The following is an 18,631-nucleotide window of genomic DNA, read 5'->3' on the forward strand; positions in this document are numbered from 1 at the left end:
CCTCGCGTGGGCGATCGAGCGAGGTCATGTTCTCCGGACGGAGGGCAAAAGTGAAACAAGTTCTACCCGCTTGGAGCAGGCGCGGGCGGCCACGCTCGGCCGGTCACCTCAACCGGCGCGGGCATTCAGCCCAGAGCGCGGACCAGGTCCAGCGCGCGACCCAGGGTGGTGAGCCGGTCGGCGACCGTCTCACCCGCCGGGTACAGCCGGACGGTGTCGACCCCGGCGTCACGCCAGACGCGCAGGCGTTCGGCCACCATCGGTCCGGTGCCGATCAACGTCGTGCCGAGCACCATCTCGTCGGTCACCAGCGCGGCGGCGCCTTCCCTGTCGCCCGCCTGCCAGCGCTCCCGCACCGCCGCGGCGACCTCGGCCCAGCCCTGCCTGCTGTAGGCGTTGTTGTAGAAGTTCGTCTTCGCCGAGCCCATCCCGCCGAGGCTGAACGCGAGTTCGGCCTTGCGGCCCGCGACCATCCCGCGCAACTCCTCCTCGTCGCGGGCGAAGGCGACCTCGGCGCCTTGACAGACTTCGAGATCCGCCCGCGACCTGCCCGCCTTCGCGAGACCGGCGTCGAGATGCGAGAAGTAGGCCTGCGCCCCCTCCGGGACGAAACTGGTGCCCAGCCAGCCGTCCGCGATCTCACCGGTCAGCTCCAGCAGCTTCGGCGAAAGCGTGGCCAGATGGATCGGGAGGCCGGGATTCGGCGTCGTGGACAGCCGCATCGGCTTGCTCTCACCCGGCACCGGGATCTCGAACTCCTCGCCGGAGAACGCGATCTTCTCCCCCGCGAACGCCTGACGGATGATCGCGACCGTCTCCCGCATCCGCGTCAGCGGCCGCGCGAACGAAACGCCGTGAAGTCCTTCGATCACCTGCGGCCCCGAAGCGCCGAGCCCGAGGACGAACCGGCCGCCGGAAAGCTCCGAGAGCGTCAGCGCGGCCTGCGCGATCGCCACCGGGGTCCGCGTACCGAGCTGGATGATCCCCGAGCCGAGCCGGAGGCGCTCGGTCCGCGCGGCGAGATAGCCGAGCACGGACGGCGCGTCCGAACCCCACGCCTCGGCGACCCAGCAGTCGTCGAGGCCGAGCTTTTCCGCTTCCAGCACGAAATCCAGCGTCTCCCGCCAGCCGCGCGAAGCCTCGACCGTGGTCGCCGTCCGCATCACGCGCGGCCCGCCTCGGCCCGTTCCTTGATCGCGGCGAGGGTCCCGGTCATCGCCTTCTCGAACTCCCGCAGCCGGACGAAGACGATCTTCTCCTCCTTGTCCGGCATCTGATCGATGGCCAGCGAAAGGCCCGACCGCCCCGGCCCCAGCTGCATCCATTGCCGCAGCTTCGTCCCGCCGTTCTCGGCCTCCAGCGTGAAGCGCCACAGCGCGGTAGGTGTCTCGGGGTCGTGCACGGCCCAGGTGAAGACCCGCGGCTCCTCGCATTCGACGACGTGCGAGGTGGTCTCCCACTCACCGAGCGCGTCGTGTTTGCTGCGGCCGACGAACCTCCGGCCGACCGCGGCCCCGCCGTCCGCGCCGTCGCACCACGCGGCCGCCTGGAGTTCCTGGCTCATCTCCGGCATCAGCCGCACGTCGGAGACGATCGACCAGACCCGCTCCGGAGCGGCGTCGACCCATGCCTGGACCTCGACCGTCGGCTTGTCGGCGTACTTGGCGCCCGTCCACTCCATCGTGGTCGCCTCCCGTGCTCGTGACCTCGATAGTTGCGTAGATGGACTTACGTTGTCAAACCTTCCTGCGCGGCGAAGCGGCGCACCACGTCAGGCCGGTCCGCGAGCTTCGGCGGGTAGCCCGCTCCGAGCCGCGCCCGCGTGTTCTCCGCGGTGAGCGGCTCGGAGCACCGCGCGCAAACGACCTCGGCATGCGTGTCGTGCCCACAGGTGTCGTGGTGGAGCGTGATCGGCGGCCCTTCCTCCCCGGAGAGCCAGCGGTCGCCCCAGCGCGACATCGCGGCGAGCACACCGTAGAAATCCGCGCCCTTCTCGGTCAGCACGTAGTCGTAACGGACCGGCTCGGCCTGGTAGGCGCGCTTTTCCAGCAACCCTTCGCCGACGAGGCGGCGCAACCGGTCGGCGAGGGTGTTCCGCGCGATACCGAGTTCCTGCTGGAACTCGTCGAACCTGCGGATCCCGTAGAACGCCTCCCTCAGGACCAGTGGGGTCCACCAGTCGCCGAGCAGATCCATGGTGCGCGCGATCGAGCACGGCCACTGCGCGAACGAAGTCCGTTTCATACCCGCGAGCCTACGCTCGCCGGAATTGATCCGGTCATTCCTCCGCCTATTCCGCGATGCTCAGGCGGTGGCCCGAAATGTTGCGATCCGATCAAGGAGATCTCGCGCATCAATATCACCTACTCGCTTCCGCACGCTTTCCGACAACGGCCGCAAACGATCCCGCGTACGCGCGGAACGAATTCCGTACGCGATATCCATCGCGGCCACACCGACCTCCGCCGCACTGTCGAGATCCCCTTCCAGCGCGTGGTCGACCGCGAGCCAGATCATCGTCAGCGATCGGCTGCGCGCCATGTCCGGGCCGTATCCGCCGATGGCCTCTACGAGCGCGGGAATGGCCTCCCGGCTGTGACGGACGTCGACGATCCTGGCGAGTTCGGTGCGCACCGTGCCGATCATCGCGGCCATGTCAGTGGCCGTGAAGAAGGCGGACCACGACGGTACCGCATCGCCGAGGGAACCGGCGAACTGTTCCGAGGCAAGGGAAAGCTTGTCCAGCGCCTGCCGGGCGTCCCCGAGCAGCGCGTAGGCCCACGCCTCGTTCGCCGACAGGATCGCCTGTGGCAGCGGCCTACCCGCCTGGCGTGCCGCGAACTGGCCGTGGCCGAACTGCTCCAGCGCCTCCGCCGGAGAGCGATGATGCAGGTACATCCGGCCCAGCCGGTAGCGAATGTTGGCGACGAGGTCGTCGTTGCCCGACTCCGCCGCGAACTCGAGCGCGCGACGGAAGTGCCACTCCGCCCTGGCCGGGCGACCGGAGTCGAATTCCGTCCAGCCCTTGAGATTGTGCAGATCCGCGACGACGCCCGCCAGCCGCCGGGCCAGCGACTCGGGCATCATTCCCCGCCGCAGTGCCGCGCCGTATGGCTCCAGCACCCGCAACAGTTCCCGGCAGGAGCCGCCGCCTTCGCGATAGTCGCGTGCCCGGAGCGCGGCGATGACGCCCTCCAGCCGGTCGATGTCGGCCTGCCCGACACTCATCGGGAGCCGCTCAATCACGGCGACGCTCCCTGGCTCGTGGCACAGCCGGTTCGGTCCCGGAACCGAACTGGGACGGAGCCTGCCCACGGCCCGGAACCGCCCGCTCGCGCGATCCGCAAACCGCGTCCCGGCGCGCTTGGCCTTCCCTGGGAATGACGACGGTGATTCGCACACCCATTGCTGTTCCCCTCCTGATCCACAACGATCAAGCTCGCCGAGGTCCAGGACGGAGCCACGCCGGTCTCCTGGAATTCTTGAACGACGCCCGACAATGCTAACGGCGGGAAAAACCGGTTCACTCCGCCGAACGGTTGGCTATTTCCATTCACCGGAATATGCACGTGCGGAATCTCTTTCCCTTGCACGAATGATCGCATTTCCCGGCCGCTCACCGCACGTGCTCGACGGGGACCGTCCGTGAGCGGCTGAGACGCAGCTCTCAGCCGAACGTGTGAAAGTTGTCGTCTCGGGTCACGAAAACGCTTCACATTGCGTTATCAATAGTTGAAGATCAACAGCAACCGAACGTAAGGGGCTGAAGCGTTGGACAAGGAAAGCGACCTCATCCGGGGGACGATCGTCTTCGGCCTGCGCACTTTCGGTGCGGACCCCCTCCCCGTCCAAGCCGATCTCGAGTACGACCCCGAGGACCCCTACGCCGTCGTGGTGGCCTACCACTCGGGCGGCGGGACGGTCCGCTGGATGTTCGGCCGTGATCTGCTGGCAGACGGCCTCCTCACCCCATCGGGTGAGGGCGACGTGATCATCAGCCCGGCCGACGACACCTCGATCGTGATCTTCGCGCTCAGCGCGCCCGACGGCTGCGCGGTCCTCGAAGCCCCGGCTCAGGAACTGGCGGAGTTCCTCGACCGCACCTATGACGTGGTGCCCGCCGGTTCCGAGCCGGAATGGTTCGACTTCGACCAGGAGATGGCCAAACTCGTCACCGAGTCCTGACCCTGTCAGGACTCGGCGTGCTCAGACCACCGGGTCGATGAGGAACACCTGGGCGGCGGTGCCGTCACACCGATCCTGGATGAGTTGCACGCCGGTCTCGCCGCTCCCCTTGAACACGCCGACACACCATCTGGCGCCCGCGGCCGATTTGATCAGGTACCCCTTCGCCGGCGCTGTCACCGGCTCGAAGGCGAACCGCTGATCGGGACGCCCTGGCTCGCAGTTGTCGCCGGCGAGGAGGGTCGACGCGTGCGTGCCGCCGTAGTCGACGGTCACACAGCCCTCACCGTTCTCCGGACTGTGCAGCAGCAGCCGGTACCCGCCGTCGACGGCCTCGACCGACATCGTTGGCGACGCCGTCGCGCAGTCCTGCTGGCCCAGCACGATCCGCTCCTCCTGCACGAACTTCTCCGGCCCTTCCCCGATGCACAACCCGGTATGCGCGAGCCGCACCCGCGAGCGTCCGGTCGGCGGTGTGCCCAGGCTCGCCTTCGTGGCTTCCGACGTGGTGACGGAAACGGAAGTGAGTGGCGCCGCCGCCGATGAAGAACCAGGCAATGCCCCTGGCTGCTCCGGGAACGGGTCGCCGAGCACGAGCAGCCCGCCCGCCACCAGGACCACGACGACCGCCACCCCGATCGACGGCCACCACAGTTTCGACCGCTTTCGTCCCGGCTGGTCCTCGGAAAGGGCCTCCGGCACGAGAGGCTCTGATTCCGGCGCCTGTTCGGACGCGGCGAGATCGGCCCTCGCCGCCAGCCAGTGTTCGGTCGTCGCGTCGTCGGCGCCGCAAGCCCGGATGAACGTCGCGAGCAGATCGGCTCTCGGCAGGGTGTCTCGCGAGAGTGCTCCGCTGATCGTCGAGCTCGGCAACGGCGTACCCGCTTTCGCGGCACGCCGTTCGAGGACTCGATAGCTCAGATCGGTGCGGGCGCGAAGGGTGCGCATCGCCACGACGAACTCCGCGGCGTCGGTGGCCTCCCGCGGATCCGGCCAGTCTTCCACCATGTACGGCTCCTCCCCAGGTCGATGCACTCGGCCGAGTCTAGGGGTGTCCGAGATCGTCCGGAACCGTCCGAAACCGTTGCCTGAGCTGGGGCAGACGGATTGATTCGACGGTGATCGCACCGAACACGTGAAAGGACGATGCCGATGCCGAAACGTCGATTCCGCCCGGTCCGGCGGCGCCGCGCCCCCGGCCCGCTGGCTTGGGCAGGGTTCGCGGGAGGAGTGACCATGGGCGCGCTGGCGGCGACGCTGCTCGCCGGAAGCGACGAGCAGCCGCCTCCGCAGACCACCCAGCTGACCGCGGGCGAGCTACCGGAAGCGCTCAAGAACCTCGTCGCCGAGTACCTCGAAGAGGAGGGATATCGGCCGGCCGAGAACACCGGCGCGGAACCCGCTCCCGCACCGCTGCCGGCGCCTGCCGACCTTCCTCCGGCGCCCGCGCCCGCTGTGCCGGTGCCGGTTGCCCCCGTTTCGACTCGGCCCGAATCGGAGTTCTGGCCGGTCGAGGCCATGCCGCGGCCTGCCTTCCCGGAACTGACCGTGCCCAGGCCGGCCGTGCCGGAACTGACCGTGCCTGAGCTGCCCGTGGCTGGGTTGCCTGTGGCCGAGCCGATCGGCGTGGCCGTTCAGGATCCGCCCCCGGCGATCCAGGCCGAGGCGCCGGTCACTCTGCGTGCCGAAGCCGACCCGGCGCCCGCCACACCGGCGGCCGGGATCGACACCCGGCCGGAACCCGCGGCGGTGGAAGAAGGCAGCGGCATCTCTCCGATCACGCCCTATGCCGTGATGACACCCAAGGCCGAAAACCCCCGCGCGCCGAAGAACCCGGCGCCCACGATCGCCGAGGTGCGCTCGGCCGACGTGCTCGTCGCACCGGCGGAACCCGAACCCCCACGGCAGAAGACGCACGTCGAAACGGTCGAGCCGGACCGGACCGACGCCGAAATCGGAAGTCTGGTCGACGCTGAACGGAGGATCGGATGAACCCGCTGGTGAAGCCTCCTCGAGTGCTGGGAACCGGAACGCTCGCCTTCGCGGGCCTGCTGACCGCCACCGTCCTGGCGTCCGGGCTGTCGAACAGTCTCGAATCCACGCTGGACACGGGAGTACGGCAGGTCTCCTACGAACCGCCATCGGAGAGCGCCAAGGGGAAGCTCAAGGCCCAGATCCTGGCGAAGATGATCGACCTGGCCGGTCCGCTGGACCCGGCGGACCCGGCCTACCGGAAGAAGCTGTACCAGCAGGTGCTGGCCAACCGGGCCATCACCAAACTGGGCAGCGGTAGCGTGAGCTTCTCCGTTGGCGACCTCCAGGGAATGGTGTCGGACGTCTTCGAGATCCACCGCCGGTCCAAGCAGGATGTCACCGGCCTGCGAAACCGGATGTCCAAAGTGGACGATCGAATCGCGGCCCTGCGGCAGCAGGAGGCCGACGCGAAGACCCAGAAAGCCCGCGACCGGATCAGCGTGAAGATCACGCAGGAGACGAACGGCAAAAAGGGCCTGGGCAAACTCCTCAAGAAGGCCGAGCACGACGCCAAGCAGTTCAACCCGGACGCCCGCATCAGGAATCTGGAACGGACGATCTGGGGTCTCGAACAGCAGACCAACGGCAAACAGAGCGCGGCGACGAAAAAGAAGCTCGCGGACCGCCTCGAACAGGCCCACGAGGAACTGAAGACGTTGATCAAGGACCGCGATGGCGGCACCCTGGCCACACCGAAGAGCCCCAAGCAGACGGCGAACGTCCGCGTACCTCCGCCCGGCTACGCCCTCGAGAAGACGTTCCGCGGCGCCTCGCAATTGCGGGCGGGCGTCGGTTTCCTCCAGGGCATCGCGCCGCCGTACTCCTTCAAGGAGGTTCACGACAACAAGTACCTGCCGACGGCCTACTCGCTCGCCCAGGCACTGCAGGACGCGCCGACGGAAAAAGACAAGCAGTCCATCAAGAACACGATCCTGCGGTATGTCCTGCCCGACGCGCACAAGCGAAAGACGTTCCTCGAAGCGCTGCGCAACACCTACCGGCCGCAGATCGTGCCGGACGGCAAAGGCAACTACGTCAAGGCGGTCAATCCGATCCGGACGGAGTGGGAGGAGCACATCGCCAGGGCTTTCCCGGTGAAGGTCCCGACCACCCGCGAACTGGCCGTCATGAAACAGGAACAGCTCGACCGGCAAGACAAGCAGCGGGGCGCCCCGCTCAAGAAGGCCCTCACGCCGAAGCAACTGGCGGTTCTCAAACAGGAACAGCTCGATCGCCAGGACCTCCAGCGCGGGATCGGCAAACCCGCGACCTACAAGCCGGTCTATTCACGCAAGGACGCCATCGCCAAACAAGAGCAGCTCGACCGCCAGGACCTCGAGCGAGGAATCGGCAAACCCGCGACCAAGAAGACCGCAAAACCGCACGCGGAAACCTCACGCGAAGCAGCCATCCGCAAACAAGAGCAGCTCGACCGCCAGGACCTCCAGCGCGGAACCGGCAAGAAAGCTGAGACCAAGAAGACCGAGACCAAGAAGCCGACGGGCAAGGGCGGCAGGAACATCGCGTCGCCGTTGTAAGAACCGGGGGGGACGGGTAGCGGTGCCGTGCAGCGGGCGGCACCGCTACCCGTCCCGGCTCAGCCGAGTTCGCGCAGACCGGGGACGACCTGCTCGGAGAACGAACGCAGGAATCGCTCCTGGTCGTGGCCGGGGCCGTGGAAGACGAGGTGGTTGAAGCCTGCCTCGACGTACGGCTTGATCTGCTCGACGGCATCGGCCGGATCCGAGGTGACGATCCAGCGGCGGGCGACCTGCTCGATCGGCAGCGCGTCCGCGGCCTTCTCCATCTCGGCCGGGTCTTCGATGCCCGCCTTCTGCTCCGGCGTCAGCGAGAGCGGCGCCCAGAAGCGGGTGTTCTCCAGCGCCTGCTCGGGATCCGGGTCGTAGGACAGCTTGATCTCGATCATCTTGTCGATGTCGCCGGTGCTCCGGCCGACCTGCTCGGCGCCTTCTGCGACGGCGGGCAGCAGCTTCTCGGTGTAGAGGTCCATCCCCTTGCCGCTGGTGCAGATGAAGCCGTCACCCTGCTTGCCGACGTACTTCGCCATCACCGGGCCACCGGCCGCGATGTAGATCGGGACGCCGCCCTCGGGACGGTCGTACACGGTGGCGTCGGTGGTCTGGTAGTACTCGCCCTCGAACGTGACGCGCTCTTCGGACCACAGTTTGCGCATCAGTTCGATCGCCTCGCGCAACCGCGCGAACCGCTCTTTGAACGCGGGCCACTCGATCCGGGCGACCGCGACCTCGTTGAGGGCCTCACCACTGCCGACGCCGAGCAGCACTCGGCCGGGGTACAGGCTGCCGAGGGTGCCGAACGCCTGCGCCACCACGGCCGGGTTGTAGCGGAAGGTCGCCGTCAGCACGCTGGTGCCGAGTACCACCCGCTCGGTGCGCTCGCCGACCGCCGCCATCCAGGCGAACGAGAACGGCGCGTGCCCGCCCTGGTGCCGCCAGGGCTGGAAATGGTCGCTGACCATCACGCTGTCCAGCCCGACCTGCTCGGCGAGCACGGAGTACTCGACGAGGTCGCGCGGGCCGAACTGCTCGGCCGACGCCTTGTAACCGATCTTCAGTGCCATCCGGGGTCACCACCTGGGCTCTTGGATTGTTCGCTTTCACCTTGGCACAGAGTCGATCAGGTTCGCCCATACCTCGATGTGTCGGGAACACCACTCGGCCGAGGGGAATGCCGTGGAAAGGCCCCGTACCCGCCCTCACCCTCCGGGACCGGCACGTGGTGATGAACTGTGCCGTTTGCGCCGTCACCTGTGCGCCGTGCTGGGCGGAGTTGTGATCGGGGAGTCGAACCCCACGCTGCCCGCCACGTGCCAGGATGGAGCCGGAACGCCGCCGGCTCTCGGCTTGTGCCCGCTTCCCGGAGGGCTACCTGCTTTCCACGGTCAGTCCAGGAGGTCGGTCTCCCAGTTGGTGCGCTGGATCTCGACGTCGATCACCCGGATCTCCCCCGCGACCCGGTCCGCGCTGGACCGCAGTTCCGCGACCGGGAGCGCGGACAGATACCGGAGTTCCGAACGGAGCTGACGGCCGTATCCGCCTTGGTTGCGACCGGCCGCGGCGTCGGCGGCCGAGGTGAGGACGCCGTGCCGGAGACGGAGGACGTCGCGGCGCGCGATCGCGTCGGTGATCGTGCCTTCCCCGAGCGGGGTGGCGGCGTTCGTGCGGTTGATCCGCCGGATCAGCGATTCCAGTTCACCCAGCGCGGTTTCGGCGTCGACGAGCAGGGCGGAAGCGTCTTCCGCCGGTTCCTCGCCTTCCTGGTGCCGCGCGTTGTCGACGATCCGGGAACGCAGCGCCTCCACCTTCTTCGTCGCGTCAGCGCGCAGTGCGAGCGCTTCGGCCAGTTTGATCGGGGACATGACGGGAAGTATCGCCAAGATCGACGAGAACCGCATCCCGTTTTCAGCCCGCGAGGGAATGCTTCCGATAGGACTCCGGCTCCGTGAACTCGATGCCGTTCTCGTCCAGCGCGTTGAAGACGGTGAACCGGCCGCGCGGGAAGACGAAGCCGAGCGCCACCATGCGCCCGGCCATGTCCCGGCTCATGGACTGCAGGAGTTCGACGTCCTGGAGTACCTGCCCCTCCAAAGCGGACAGTTCGGGGTAGAGGTCCTGCCGCCACAGGAGCGGGCTGGGCTCCGCCGGGTCGCCCCAGTCCCATTCGGGCCTGCCGTACGGATCGATCGTGTTCCAGGTCAGGGAAACCTCGTCGAACTTCCAGTGCGTGATCTCCAGGCGTTCGTCGCCGAAGTCCACCACGACCGGCGTGTCCGGAAGCCACTCGTCGTAGTCGACGAACCAGGTCAGGTGGACACGCTGGAGCCGCTTGCCCACCAGGGCGCCCAACCGGTCCCCGTGCGTGCTCCGGATCTCCTTGAGCCCGGAGAGCCAGACGGGTTCATAACCCTCGATGTCGAAGAAAGCCACCTGGTGAGTATGGCGCTTCGGCCGGGCCACCACGGCAGTCCGTGAAGGCTTCCTTGAGGGACTCTGAGTCCCTCAAGGAAGCCTTCACGGACTTGTCGACGAGACTCAGGCGGCTTCGTCGCCCGACCGGGCCGACGGCTCGGAGTGCAGCCCCAGCATTTCCAGCAGCATCCGGCAGTCCGTCGCGTCGCGGGCGTTCGCGACCACCGCTTCGGTCGCCTTGCGCAGTACCGCCGCCCGCACGGCCGTCGCCCCGGCGTCGGCCGGTTCCCCGGCCGGATTCGGTTCTTCGAACAGGTTCCCCATGACCCACCTCCGTGTTCCCCTTCGTTGATACCCGATCCCGGCCGGGATGGCCCCCGTCTTTGTGCGCTCCCGGCGGCTTTTCCCTAGACTGAGATCATCACGAACGAGCGGACGGAGCGGGACCTGACCACCGAGTTGCACGGGGAGAGCGTGACCCTGACCCCGGTCACCGAAGCCCACGTCCAGGAGTTGCGGCGGATCCGCGGCACGGCCGAGGTCAGAGCGCGCTGGGGTTCGGTCGAAGACTCCCCCACCTGGCCGTTCGACGATCCCACGACGGCCCGCTTCACCGTCCTGGAGAAGGGCGCCGTCCGGGGCTTCGTCCAGTACGGCGAGGAGGAGGACCCGATGTACCGGCACGCGTCGGTCGACCTCTTCCTCGACCCGGCGGAGCACAGCCGGGGGCTGGGCAAGGACACGGTCCGCACGATGGCGCGCCATCTTCTGCACGATCGCGGGCACCATCGGCTGGTGATCGATCCCGCCGCCGACAACGACGCCGCGATCCGCTGTTACAAGGCCGTCGGTTTCCGCGAGGTCGGGCTGATGCGCCGCTACGAACGCGACACCGAAGGCGACGGCTGGCACGACGGGCTGCTGATGGACTTGCTCGCCGAAGACCTCACGTAGCGCGTCAGGGCGACTCCGAGCAGCACCACCGCCATCCCGGCGAGCACGCGCGGGCCGAGGTCCTCGCCGAGCACGATCGCGCCCAGCACGACCGAGACGACCGGCAACAGGTAGCCGACGGTCGCCGCGGAGGTCGCTCCTTCGTCGGCGATGAGCCGGTAGTTGAGGTAGAAGGTGGCGCCGGTGCCGAAGATCCCGAGGACGACGACGGCGATCAACGCGGTCACGTTCAGCGGGCCGGTCGGCGTCGCGTCGAACGGCAGCGCGAGCGCGCTCAGCACGGTGGCGGTCAGCAGCTGCGCGGCGGAGATCGCGATCGGGCCGCCCTCGCCGACGAGTTTCCTTCCCATGTAAGCGAAAGCGACGGCGTAGCTGAGTCCGGCGCCGAGCAGGGCCAGCGTCCCCCAGCCGAACAGGCCGCTCTTCTGCCAGGGCGCGAAGATCAGCAGGATGCCGGCGAAACCGAGGGCCAGCCCGCCGACCCGGATCGCGGTGATCCGGCGTTCGGCGCCGATCCCGATGCCGATCAGCAACGACCACAGCGGGGTCGTCGCGTTCATCACCCCCGCGATCCCGGAATCGACGGTCAGTTCACCGATGCCGAACAACGCGAACGGCAAGGCGTTGCAGAAGAAGGCGGCGACGAGGAGCCTGCCCCAGATCCGGCGGCCACGCGGAAGGCGTTGCCCGGCCCAGCGGCTCAGCACGAGAAGGACGGCCGCGCCGAGGGCGCAGCGGATGACGGTCACCTGAACGGGCGGCAGCCCGGTCAGCGCAAGCTTGATCCACAGGAACCCCGACCCCCACAACAGGGCGAGAACGCCCATCCGGACCAGAGTTCCCGGTGCGCCGATGCTCACTTCGTTCCTTTCGCCGGGCTGCTCGATACTTCTCCAAGCTGCCTCGGGCGACTCGTCAGGACAAGTGAAAAGATCTACACCGACGTTAAGCGCTTCTACATGCTCCGGAAGGACACCGGCCGTGGACGCCGGACGGGCGGCCACGGCCGGTTTCCGAGGAGATCAGCACTCGCCCGGTTGTTCGCAAGCGGAACAGGGCCTGCTCACATTTCGCGGTCGCGCATGATCCACCTCCCTTTCGGCTGGCGCACCGGTGGGGAACGGGCGCGTTCTCGCACAGTTTGGGGGCTCTCTTCACCCCTCCGCACACCCGGTGGCCGTGTTGTGACCCACGTAATGGGAAGGTTGTCGCGCGCGGAGCCGTTCCGCCCAGCGGTGAATCGGCAGATGGCCCTGCCCGCCGTCACGGGGGTTGTGGCACGATCTGCCGCGGTGCAGGGAGAAAGGTGCTTCTGGTGACCGAGAATTCCGGCTCGGCCAGATCCGGGGAGACCGGGAAAGCACGCGCGGAACCGAGGCCGGTTTCGACGGCCGCACTGGCGTTCGGGCGCGCGCTGCGGCAACGGCGGCAGGCCAGAGGACTGGCGCTGCGCGAACTCCAGAAACTCGCCTATGTCGACAAAAGTCTCATCAGCCGGGTCGAACGCGGTCTCACTCCGCCGAGTGCGGAATTCGCCGAATCCTGCGATCGCGCGCTGGACGCCGGCGGGACGCTGATCGTGCTCGCCGAAGCCGCCCGCGCGGAACCGTACGTTCACCTTCCGCCGCCGCCGAGCCATTTCGTCGGCCGTGAAGAACACTTCGCCCTGCTCGACGAGAAAGTGTTCACCGGACCGGCCAAAGTGGTCTTCGTGGCGGGGCCGCCGGGGGTCGGGAAGACAGCGCTCGTGCTGAATTGGGCGAACCGGCGGCAGGAGGAGTTCGACGGCGTCCTCTGGTCGGATCTGCGCGGGTACGCGGCGGGCTCCCCCGCGCAGCCCGCCGACATCCTCGACGACCTTCTCCGCTGCGTCGGCGTCCGTCCCGACCGCGTCCCCGCCGAGGAGCACATGCGGCTCGCGCTCCTGCGCGGACTGCTGCGCGGCCAGCGTACCCTCGTCGTACTGGACAACGCCCTCGACTCGCACCAGGTGCGGCCGGTGCTGCCCGGCACCCCGGACACCACCGTGCTGATCACCAGCAGGCGACGGCTCTCCGGGCTCGTCGTCGGCAGCGGCGCGGTCCAGGTTTCCTTGGAACCCTTGGAAGATCTCGAAGCGACGCAGCTCATGGCCGACCTCATCGGCGACGAACGCGCGGCGGGTGACCCCGAAGGCGTCGGCAGGCTCGTCCGGTTGTGCGCGGCGCTGCCGCTGGCGGTGAACATCGCCGCCGAACGGGTCGCCACCCATCCCCATCAGAGTGTCGGTGACCTCGCCCGCGAACTCGTCGCCGAGGGGCGGCGCCTCGAACTGCTCGCCGTCGACGACGACGCCGTCGGGGTCCGGGCCGCTTTCAGCTGGTCCTACCGCGCGCTCGACGCCGACACCGCCCGCATGTTCCGGCTGCTCGGCGTCCACCCCGGCCCGCGTTTCCCGGCGGGAGCGGCGGCCGCGCTGGCCGGGCTGCCCGAACACGACGCACGACGGCTGCTCGACAAACTGGTGCAGGCGCATCTCGTCCAGCAGGTCGGCGCTCAGTACTACCGGTTCCACGACCTGCTCCGCGTCTACGCGGCCGAAGAAGCCGCCGCCGAGCAATGGCGGGACGAGCGGCAGGCGGCGGTCACCCGGCTGACCCAGTGGTACCTCCACGCGGCCAACGCGGCGAGCTGGACCCTGACCCCGGCCCGTGACCACCACGTCGACCTGGGTCCCGCGCCCGAAGGCGTGGAGCCGCTCCGGTTCGCCACGTTCGACGAGGCCTACATCTGGTGCGCGTCGGAGATGCCGAGCATCACCGGCGTCGCCCGGCTGGCACTGGACCACGGGCTCTACGAGACCGGCTGGCGGCTGCCGGTCGAGCTGTTCGACTACCACCTGCTCGGCAGGCCGTGGCAGACCTGGATCTCCAGTCACGAGGTCGCGATCGAATCCGCGAAGGCGGGCGGCGACCTCGGCGGGCTGGCGTGGTCGGCGATCAACCTCGCCGAGGCGATCCGGCGGCGCGGGGACCTCGACCGCGCGCACGAACTGTTCGGCCAGGCCGTCGGGATCTCCGACGAGATCGGCGAGAACCCGAGCCTCGGCTGGGCGCTGGTCGGGCTCGGCAACATCGCGCACGAGCGGGAGGACTACGCCGAAGCGGCGCGGCTGGTCAAAGAAGGTGTCGAGGTGAACGCACGGATCAGGTACCAGCTCGGTGAAGCGACCGCGCGGGTCCATCTCGGCCGCGCGTATCGCGATCTCGGCGAACGGGACCTCGCCCTCGAACACGGCCTTCGCGCCTACGACGCCTACGCGAAGGACGCCGACCAGCACGGCATGGGCTTCGCGCTGGTGCCGCTCGCCCGGACCTGCCGCCGGTTCGGCGACCCGGAGCAGGCGCTCGGGTACTGCGACCGGGCGCTGACCGCCTACCGGAACTGCGGCGACGTCTGGGGCCAGGCCGACGCGCTCGACGAACGCGGCTGCGCGCTGGCCGAGCAGGGGCACACCGAAGAGGCGATGACGGTCTGGCGCGACGCGCTCCAGCTCGTCATGGACCTCGACGACCGCAAGGCGAACGTGCTCCGGGGCCGCCTCGAAGGCACTGTCTAAAGCTTCACCGGGAGGTGGTGCAGGCCGCGGGTGATCGCGCTGGGCCACCACACGAGCCGGTCTTCGGGCACGGTCAGCGTCATCGACGGCGCGCGGCCGAACAACGTCTCCAGTGCCGCGGACGCCTGCATTCGCGCGAGCGCGGCGCCGATGCAGATATGCGGGCCGACCCCGAAGGCCAGATGCCGGACCGGCCGTTCGCCAGGACGGAACGCGAGCGGTTCGGGGTGGACCTCCGGATCGCGGTTGGCCGCCAGCAGCGACAACAGGATCGGGTCTCCCGCTTCCATCCGCTGCCCGGCGAGTTCCATCGGCTCGGTGACGAACCGCCAGCTGGTGTTCTGCAGCGGGGTGTCGCGGCGCAGGACCTCCTCGATGGCCAGCGTCAGGTAAGAGCCGTCGGCGCGGGCGCGGGCCGCCTCCTCCGGATGCGTGATGAGGGTCAGCGCGGTGGACGCGATGAGGCTGATCGTCGTCTCGTGCCCGGCGATCAGGGAGAGGAACGCCGTCGCGGCGACCTCTTCGTCGGTCAGCTTGCCGTCGGCTTCCTGGGTGAGCAGGTCGCTGATCAGGTCGGCGCCGGGTTCGGCGCGTTTCCGGGCGACGACGTCGGCGAGCAGCGCGTCCAGGTCGTCGGTCGCCTCGATCATCGACGCCATGTCGGTGACGTCGCCGGCGGCGACCACCAGCGCGGGCGGCCGGACCTCGTCCAGGAGGGTTTCGGGGATGCCGATCAGCTCGCAGATCGACCGGATTCCCAGCGGGTAAGCGAAATCCTCGACGAGGTCGCCCTCGCCCCGCTCCAGGATCGGGTCCAGCAGTTCGTTCGCGAGCTGATGCGTGCGGTCCCGCAGGTGCTGCAGCCGCCGAGGGCCGAACGCGCCGGCACAGGCCTTGCGCAGCCGCGCGTGCTCCTCGCCCTCGAAGTTGTTCATATGCCCGATGAGCGTCGGCCGGTGGTCGGCGGGCAGGCCGAGGTTGGCCTTGCGCCAATGGTCCGCGGCGACGGACGGGCATTTGGACAGCCGGGGGTCGGCCATCGCGGAAACGACGTCCGCGTGCCGGGTCAGCAGCCAGGTCCAGGTGTCGCCGGGCAACGGAAGCCGGAACGCCGGGGCGTTCGCCCGGAGCCATTCGTAGGCGGGCGAGGGATCCCTGTCGAATTCGGGGCCGAACATCACGGGGACCGCGGCGGCAGCGTCTGCGGCGTCAGGCATACGAGCCACCATGCCAGCCGCTGGCGCAATCGCGTCCGGCGAACGCAGGCATTGCCCTGTCTCACGCGATCGTCAACGCGGTCCCCCTGTCACCCCCTTGCGGTGACCCAGCAAGATCGAAGCGGGTGCGGTGCGTGACGAATGGAGGTGGCCACCGTCAGCGAGTTCGGCAAGCACGACCGTGACGTGGTCTCGGCGCGGCCGCCCGGTTCGCTCCGGGGTTTCGCCGACACCGTCGGCCTCGCCGCCGCCCGCGTCTGGCGGCTGCGTGGCCGCGCCTGGAACACCCTGCGGCATCCGGCGGGGTGGGAACTGTGGCGGCTGCCGCCCGCGGCGGTCCTGTGGATGCTCGGTGCCGAGATCGCCGTCGCGGCCTGGGCCCTGTACAGCGGTTTCAAGGCCTCCGCCACGGCCACGGACCTCGTCCGCTTCGGCGTGATCGCGGGTTGCGCGATCTGGTACCTCGTCCAGACGCAGCATCCCGAGGAACAGCGCCGCGCCGACGACCGGCGCGGCGAGCACATCGACCAGACCGCCGTCTGGCTGGGCAGCGCGGCCGTCCTGCTGCCGCCCACGCTGTCCCTCACGCTGCTGCTGATGGTGCGGGTGCAGCGCTACTCCATCGCGCACAAGGCGATGACGACGTTCCTGTTCACGACCGCCGCGCACGCCGCCTCCATCCTCGGCGTGCACGCGATCACCGAACTGACGTCGCTGCACACCTGGCTCGAATCGGGGACGCTCCCCCAGCGAGCAGGCGACATCGCGATCGCCGCCATCGCACTGGTGGGCGCCGCGCTCTGGTACTTCGCGTCGCAAACGCTCCTGATCAGCATCGCGCGCGGCCTCGCCTGGGGTGGCTGGCGGCGGCAGAAGCTGATCGGCAGCTGGGCCGACAACGCGGACTTCGTCTATGCGCTGCAACTCGCCGCGTGCACCACGATCCTCGGCGCGGTCAACATCGCGCTGGTGCCGCTCGTGATGATCGGTGTCGCGTTGCGCTCGACCCGGCTCTCGCAGACGCTGGCGGACACGATCGCGCGCAGCCAGCGTGACCGGAAGACCGGGCTGCTGACCGAGGACTCCTTCCACGCGCCCGCCGCGTTGCGGCTGCTCGAAGACCAGACCGATCGGCGGCCGACCGCGTTCCTGATGCTGGACCTCGACCACTTCAAGCAGTGGAACGACAAGTACGGGCATTCCGGCGGCGACATCGTGCTCGGCTGCGTCAGCGCGGTGCTCCGGCAGAACACCCGCGCTTCGGACGTCGTCGGGCGGTGGGGCGGCGAGGAGTTCTCGGTGCTGCTGCCGGACACCACCCGCGAGGAGGCGATGCGGATCGCCGAGCGGATCCGGGAAGCCGTCGCGAAGACCGCGATCACCGGCCTGACGGAACTCGCCAGCGGGCACGCCACCAACGAACCCCGCGTGGTGGGGCCGATCCACGGCTGCACCGTTTCGATCGGCGTCGGGCTCTCGCCCGAGCACTCGACGGACTACGGCGAGCTCTTCCGGGCGGCCGACACGGCCATGTACCAGGCGAAGCGGACCGGGCGGAACCGGGTCGTCGTGGCGCCGTCCGCCGTCCCTCCCTCTCCTCGGGCACCGATGTCACCGTTGACCCGTGCCGGGGAGACACGCCGGGACTGACGCGTCCAGTCCGCTGAACGCGTCAGCGGCGGGTCACGAGGCGGGTCTCGAGCAGGTCGTCGACCACCCTGGTCTCCACGCCGGTCCGCCGTTCGAACGCGGACCCGCACAGCGGCCACAGCGCGACCAGCACGATCCCGACCGCGGCCAGCGCGGCCAGCACCAGCGCGGCGACGAACTGGGCGGCGCCGTCGGTCGCCGTGCTCAGCACCGCGAACCCGACCAGCACGATCGCGGTGGGCAGCACGGCGGCCAGGACCACCAGGAGCACGGGCGTGCGGCGCAGGTCGCGGCGCCGGGTGGTCAGCCAGGCGGCGACGAGGCAGGCGAACGACGCCCCCAGCAGGCAGGCCCCCGCCGTGTCACTGAGCCGGTGCCAGCCCAGCGCGACGGTGGACGACGCGACCCAGGCGACGGCGACGCCGCCGATCCCGATGATCACCGGGCGGAACCGTTGGGGCAGCACGAAAGCGAGGGCCATCAGGATCGCCATGGCGGCGCTGACATGCCCGCTCGGGAAGCTGTTGTGTCCCGGTCCGTAGCCGGCGTCGGGCAGGTCGGGACGTTCGAGGACGTACAGCTTGAGCAGCTGCGCGGCGATGAGCGGGAGCACGAGGACGCCCAGCGCGGGGACGAGAAGGCCGGGTTTGCGGCGCAGGAGCGCCACGACGACCAGCACGATCCAGGCGGCGCCGAGCACGAGCACCATGTCCTGGTCCCGCAGCGGCCCCGCCCAGTCCATTGTGGACCACTGGCCGGACTGCGCGCTGCGGACGACGCCGTTCTCCGCGAGCTGGCCGGCCGTCGTGTGCACGAAGAGCACGAAGGTCACGATGAACGCGGCGGCCAGTCCCAATCCGGTGGCGAGCTGGAACACGGCCCTGGACAGGGTGGGCCTGGTCTCGGCATGCCTTCCGGGCAGCGGACGGCGGGTGAGGGTCGGCTTCGCTTCGGGGGTGAGTACGGCCATGGGTCCCACTGTCCCCATGCCGTTTCGCCGTGAGGTCCGGACAATGTCATGGTTCTGCTACAAGATCGAGCCG

Annotated in this window: 18 protein-coding genes; 6 read left to right on the top strand and 12 right to left on the bottom strand. The window is 69.0% G+C overall.

The window, feature by feature from the left end:
* Positions 1-125: 125 nt before the first annotated feature.
* From AMYAL_RS0140145 to AMYAL_RS0140160, 4 genes are read right to left on the bottom strand one after another with little or no spacing between them, the layout of a single operon-like run.
* The gene (locus AMYAL_RS0140145) at positions 126-1,163 is read right to left on the bottom strand and encodes an LLM class flavin-dependent oxidoreductase (protein WP_020636955.1); all 1,038 of its coding nucleotides are present in this window, start codon (positions 1,161-1,163) and stop codon (positions 126-128) included.
* Positions 1,163-1,681 (bottom strand): SRPBCC family protein, encoded by a 519-nt coding sequence (locus AMYAL_RS0140150; protein WP_020636956.1) that lies wholly within the window; start codon positions 1,679-1,681, stop codon positions 1,163-1,165. The genes AMYAL_RS0140145 and AMYAL_RS0140150 overlap by 1 nt, the downstream gene beginning before the upstream one ends.
* A gap of 47 nt (positions 1,682-1,728) precedes the next feature.
* Positions 1,729-2,244, bottom strand: coding sequence for a winged helix-turn-helix transcriptional regulator (locus tag AMYAL_RS0140155; RefSeq protein ID WP_020636957.1), 516 nt, complete (start codon positions 2,242-2,244; stop codon positions 1,729-1,731).
* Positions 2,245-2,304: 60 nt separating this feature from the next.
* The gene (locus tag AMYAL_RS0140160; RefSeq protein ID WP_026467836.1) at positions 2,305-3,246 is read right to left on the bottom strand and encodes an NsdA family TPR-like regulatory protein; all 942 of its coding nucleotides are present in this window, start codon (positions 3,244-3,246) and stop codon (positions 2,305-2,307) included.
* Positions 3,247-3,771: 525 nt separating this feature from the next.
* On the opposite strand from AMYAL_RS0140160, the gene AMYAL_RS0140165 reads away from it, so the two are divergent.
* Positions 3,772-4,185: an SsgA family sporulation/cell division regulator gene (locus AMYAL_RS0140165; protein ID WP_020636959.1), complete on the top strand. Its 414-nt coding sequence runs from the start codon at positions 3,772-3,774 to the stop codon at positions 4,183-4,185.
* A 21-nt stretch (positions 4,186-4,206) separates the two neighbouring features.
* Here AMYAL_RS0140165 and AMYAL_RS0140170 read toward each other — a convergent pair whose 3' ends face one another.
* Entirely contained in the window at positions 4,207-5,193 is a 987-nt protein-coding gene (locus tag AMYAL_RS0140170) for a helix-turn-helix domain-containing protein (protein WP_020636960.1), read from the bottom strand.
* A gap of 144 nt (positions 5,194-5,337) precedes the next feature.
* Here AMYAL_RS0140170 and AMYAL_RS0140175 point away from each other — a divergent pair, with 144 nt between their 5' ends.
* Entirely contained in the window at positions 5,338-6,177 is an 840-nt protein-coding gene (locus AMYAL_RS0140175; protein WP_143267635.1) for a hypothetical protein, read from the top strand.
* A complete protein-coding gene (locus tag AMYAL_RS0140180) occupies positions 6,174-7,757 on the top strand; it encodes a hypothetical protein (RefSeq protein ID WP_020636962.1) in 1,584 nt (527 codons plus the stop codon). The genes AMYAL_RS0140175 and AMYAL_RS0140180 overlap by 4 nt, the downstream gene beginning before the upstream one ends.
* Before the next feature lie 59 nt (positions 7,758-7,816).
* Here the strand turns inward: AMYAL_RS0140180 and fgd are convergent, their stop codons facing one another.
* The 4 genes from fgd to AMYAL_RS0140200 all read right to left on the bottom strand — a co-directional run bounded on the left by fgd (position 7,817) and on the right by AMYAL_RS0140200 (position 10,493).
* A complete protein-coding gene (gene fgd, locus AMYAL_RS0140185) occupies positions 7,817-8,821 on the bottom strand; it encodes a glucose-6-phosphate dehydrogenase (coenzyme-F420) (protein WP_020636963.1) in 1,005 nt (334 codons plus the stop codon).
* A 321-nt stretch (positions 8,822-9,142) separates the two neighbouring features.
* Positions 9,143-9,619 (bottom strand): DIP1984 family protein, encoded by a 477-nt coding sequence (locus AMYAL_RS0140190; RefSeq protein ID WP_143267636.1) that lies wholly within the window; start codon positions 9,617-9,619, stop codon positions 9,143-9,145.
* Between the two features lie 43 nt (positions 9,620-9,662).
* A complete protein-coding gene (locus AMYAL_RS0140195; protein WP_020636965.1) occupies positions 9,663-10,187 on the bottom strand; it encodes a hypothetical protein in 525 nt (174 codons plus the stop codon).
* A gap of 105 nt (positions 10,188-10,292) precedes the next feature.
* A complete protein-coding gene (locus tag AMYAL_RS0140200) occupies positions 10,293-10,493 on the bottom strand; it encodes a hypothetical protein (RefSeq protein ID WP_020636966.1) in 201 nt (66 codons plus the stop codon).
* A gap of 150 nt (positions 10,494-10,643) precedes the next feature.
* Between AMYAL_RS0140200 and AMYAL_RS0140205 the strand changes: the two genes are divergently transcribed.
* Complete coding sequence (locus AMYAL_RS0140205; protein WP_020636967.1) at positions 10,644-11,123, top strand: GNAT family N-acetyltransferase; 480 nt, start codon at positions 10,644-10,646, stop codon at positions 11,121-11,123.
* Here the strand turns inward: AMYAL_RS0140205 and AMYAL_RS0140210 are convergent.
* The gene (locus AMYAL_RS0140210) at positions 11,048-11,983 is read right to left on the bottom strand and encodes a DMT family transporter (protein WP_020636968.1); all 936 of its coding nucleotides are present in this window, start codon (positions 11,981-11,983) and stop codon (positions 11,048-11,050) included. The genes AMYAL_RS0140205 and AMYAL_RS0140210 overlap by 76 nt on opposite strands.
* Before the next feature lie 455 nt (positions 11,984-12,438).
* On the opposite strand from AMYAL_RS0140210, the gene AMYAL_RS0140215 reads away from it, so the two are divergent.
* Positions 12,439-14,721: a helix-turn-helix domain-containing protein gene (locus tag AMYAL_RS0140215; protein ID WP_245193328.1), complete on the top strand. Its 2,283-nt coding sequence runs from the start codon at positions 12,439-12,441 to the stop codon at positions 14,719-14,721.
* On the opposite strand, the gene AMYAL_RS0140220 is transcribed toward AMYAL_RS0140215, so the two are convergent.
* The gene (locus tag AMYAL_RS0140220; protein WP_020636970.1) at positions 14,718-15,938 is read right to left on the bottom strand and encodes a cytochrome P450 family protein; all 1,221 of its coding nucleotides are present in this window, start codon (positions 15,936-15,938) and stop codon (positions 14,718-14,720) included. The two genes, AMYAL_RS0140215 and AMYAL_RS0140220, sit on opposite strands and share 4 nt — an antisense overlap.
* Before the next feature lie 141 nt (positions 15,939-16,079).
* Between AMYAL_RS0140220 and AMYAL_RS0140225 the strand changes: the two genes are divergently transcribed.
* Positions 16,080-17,588 carry a GGDEF domain-containing protein gene (locus AMYAL_RS0140225; protein WP_020636971.1) on the top strand — a complete coding sequence of 503 codons (1,509 nt, stop codon included), beginning with the start codon at positions 16,080-16,082 and terminating at the stop codon, positions 17,586-17,588.
* A 22-nt stretch (positions 17,589-17,610) separates the two neighbouring features.
* Here AMYAL_RS0140225 and AMYAL_RS0140230 read toward each other — a convergent pair whose 3' ends face one another.
* A complete protein-coding gene (locus AMYAL_RS0140230) occupies positions 17,611-18,558 on the bottom strand; it encodes a phosphatase PAP2 family protein (RefSeq protein WP_020636972.1) in 948 nt (315 codons plus the stop codon).
* Between the last annotated feature and the right edge of the window lie 73 nt (positions 18,559-18,631).

Origin of the sequence: Amycolatopsis alba DSM 44262 (assembly GCF_000384215.1) — a bacterium.
GTDB lineage: Bacteria > Actinomycetota > Actinomycetes > Mycobacteriales > Pseudonocardiaceae > Amycolatopsis > Amycolatopsis alba.

What these genes read in the sequence shown, in the direction of transcription:
- AMYAL_RS0140145 (WP_020636955.1), bottom strand. Translation starts at nt 1,163, where the DNA reads ATGCGGACGGCGACCACGGTCGAGGCTTCGCGCGGCTGGCGGGAGACG.
- AMYAL_RS0140150 (WP_020636956.1), bottom strand. Translation starts at nt 1,681, where the DNA reads ATGGAGTGGACGGGCGCCAAGTACGCCGACAAGCCGACGGTCGAGGTC.
- AMYAL_RS0140155 (WP_020636957.1), bottom strand. Translation starts at nt 2,244, where the DNA reads ATGAAACGGACTTCGTTCGCGCAGTGGCCGTGCTCGATCGCGCGCACC.
- AMYAL_RS0140170 (WP_020636960.1), bottom strand. Translation starts at nt 5,193, where the DNA reads ATGGTGGAAGACTGGCCGGATCCGCGGGAGGCCACCGACGCCGCGGAG.
- AMYAL_RS0140175 (WP_143267635.1), top strand. Translation starts at nt 5,338, where the DNA reads ATGCCGAAACGTCGATTCCGCCCGGTCCGGCGGCGCCGCGCCCCCGGC.
- AMYAL_RS0140180 (WP_020636962.1), top strand. Translation starts at nt 6,174, where the DNA reads ATGAACCCGCTGGTGAAGCCTCCTCGAGTGCTGGGAACCGGAACGCTC.
- fgd (WP_020636963.1), bottom strand. Translation starts at nt 8,821, where the DNA reads ATGGCACTGAAGATCGGTTACAAGGCGTCGGCCGAGCAGTTCGGCCCG.
- AMYAL_RS0140190 (WP_143267636.1), bottom strand. Translation starts at nt 9,619, where the DNA reads ATGTCCCCGATCAAACTGGCCGAAGCGCTCGCACTGCGCGCTGACGCG.
- AMYAL_RS0140200 (WP_020636966.1), bottom strand. Translation starts at nt 10,493, where the DNA reads ATGGGGAACCTGTTCGAAGAACCGAATCCGGCCGGGGAACCGGCCGAC.
- AMYAL_RS0140220 (WP_020636970.1), bottom strand. Translation starts at nt 15,938, where the DNA reads ATGCCTGACGCCGCAGACGCTGCCGCCGCGGTCCCCGTGATGTTCGGC.
- AMYAL_RS0140225 (WP_020636971.1), top strand. Translation starts at nt 16,080, where the DNA reads ATGGAGGTGGCCACCGTCAGCGAGTTCGGCAAGCACGACCGTGACGTG.
- AMYAL_RS0140230 (WP_020636972.1), bottom strand. Translation starts at nt 18,558, where the DNA reads ATGGCCGTACTCACCCCCGAAGCGAAGCCGACCCTCACCCGCCGTCCG.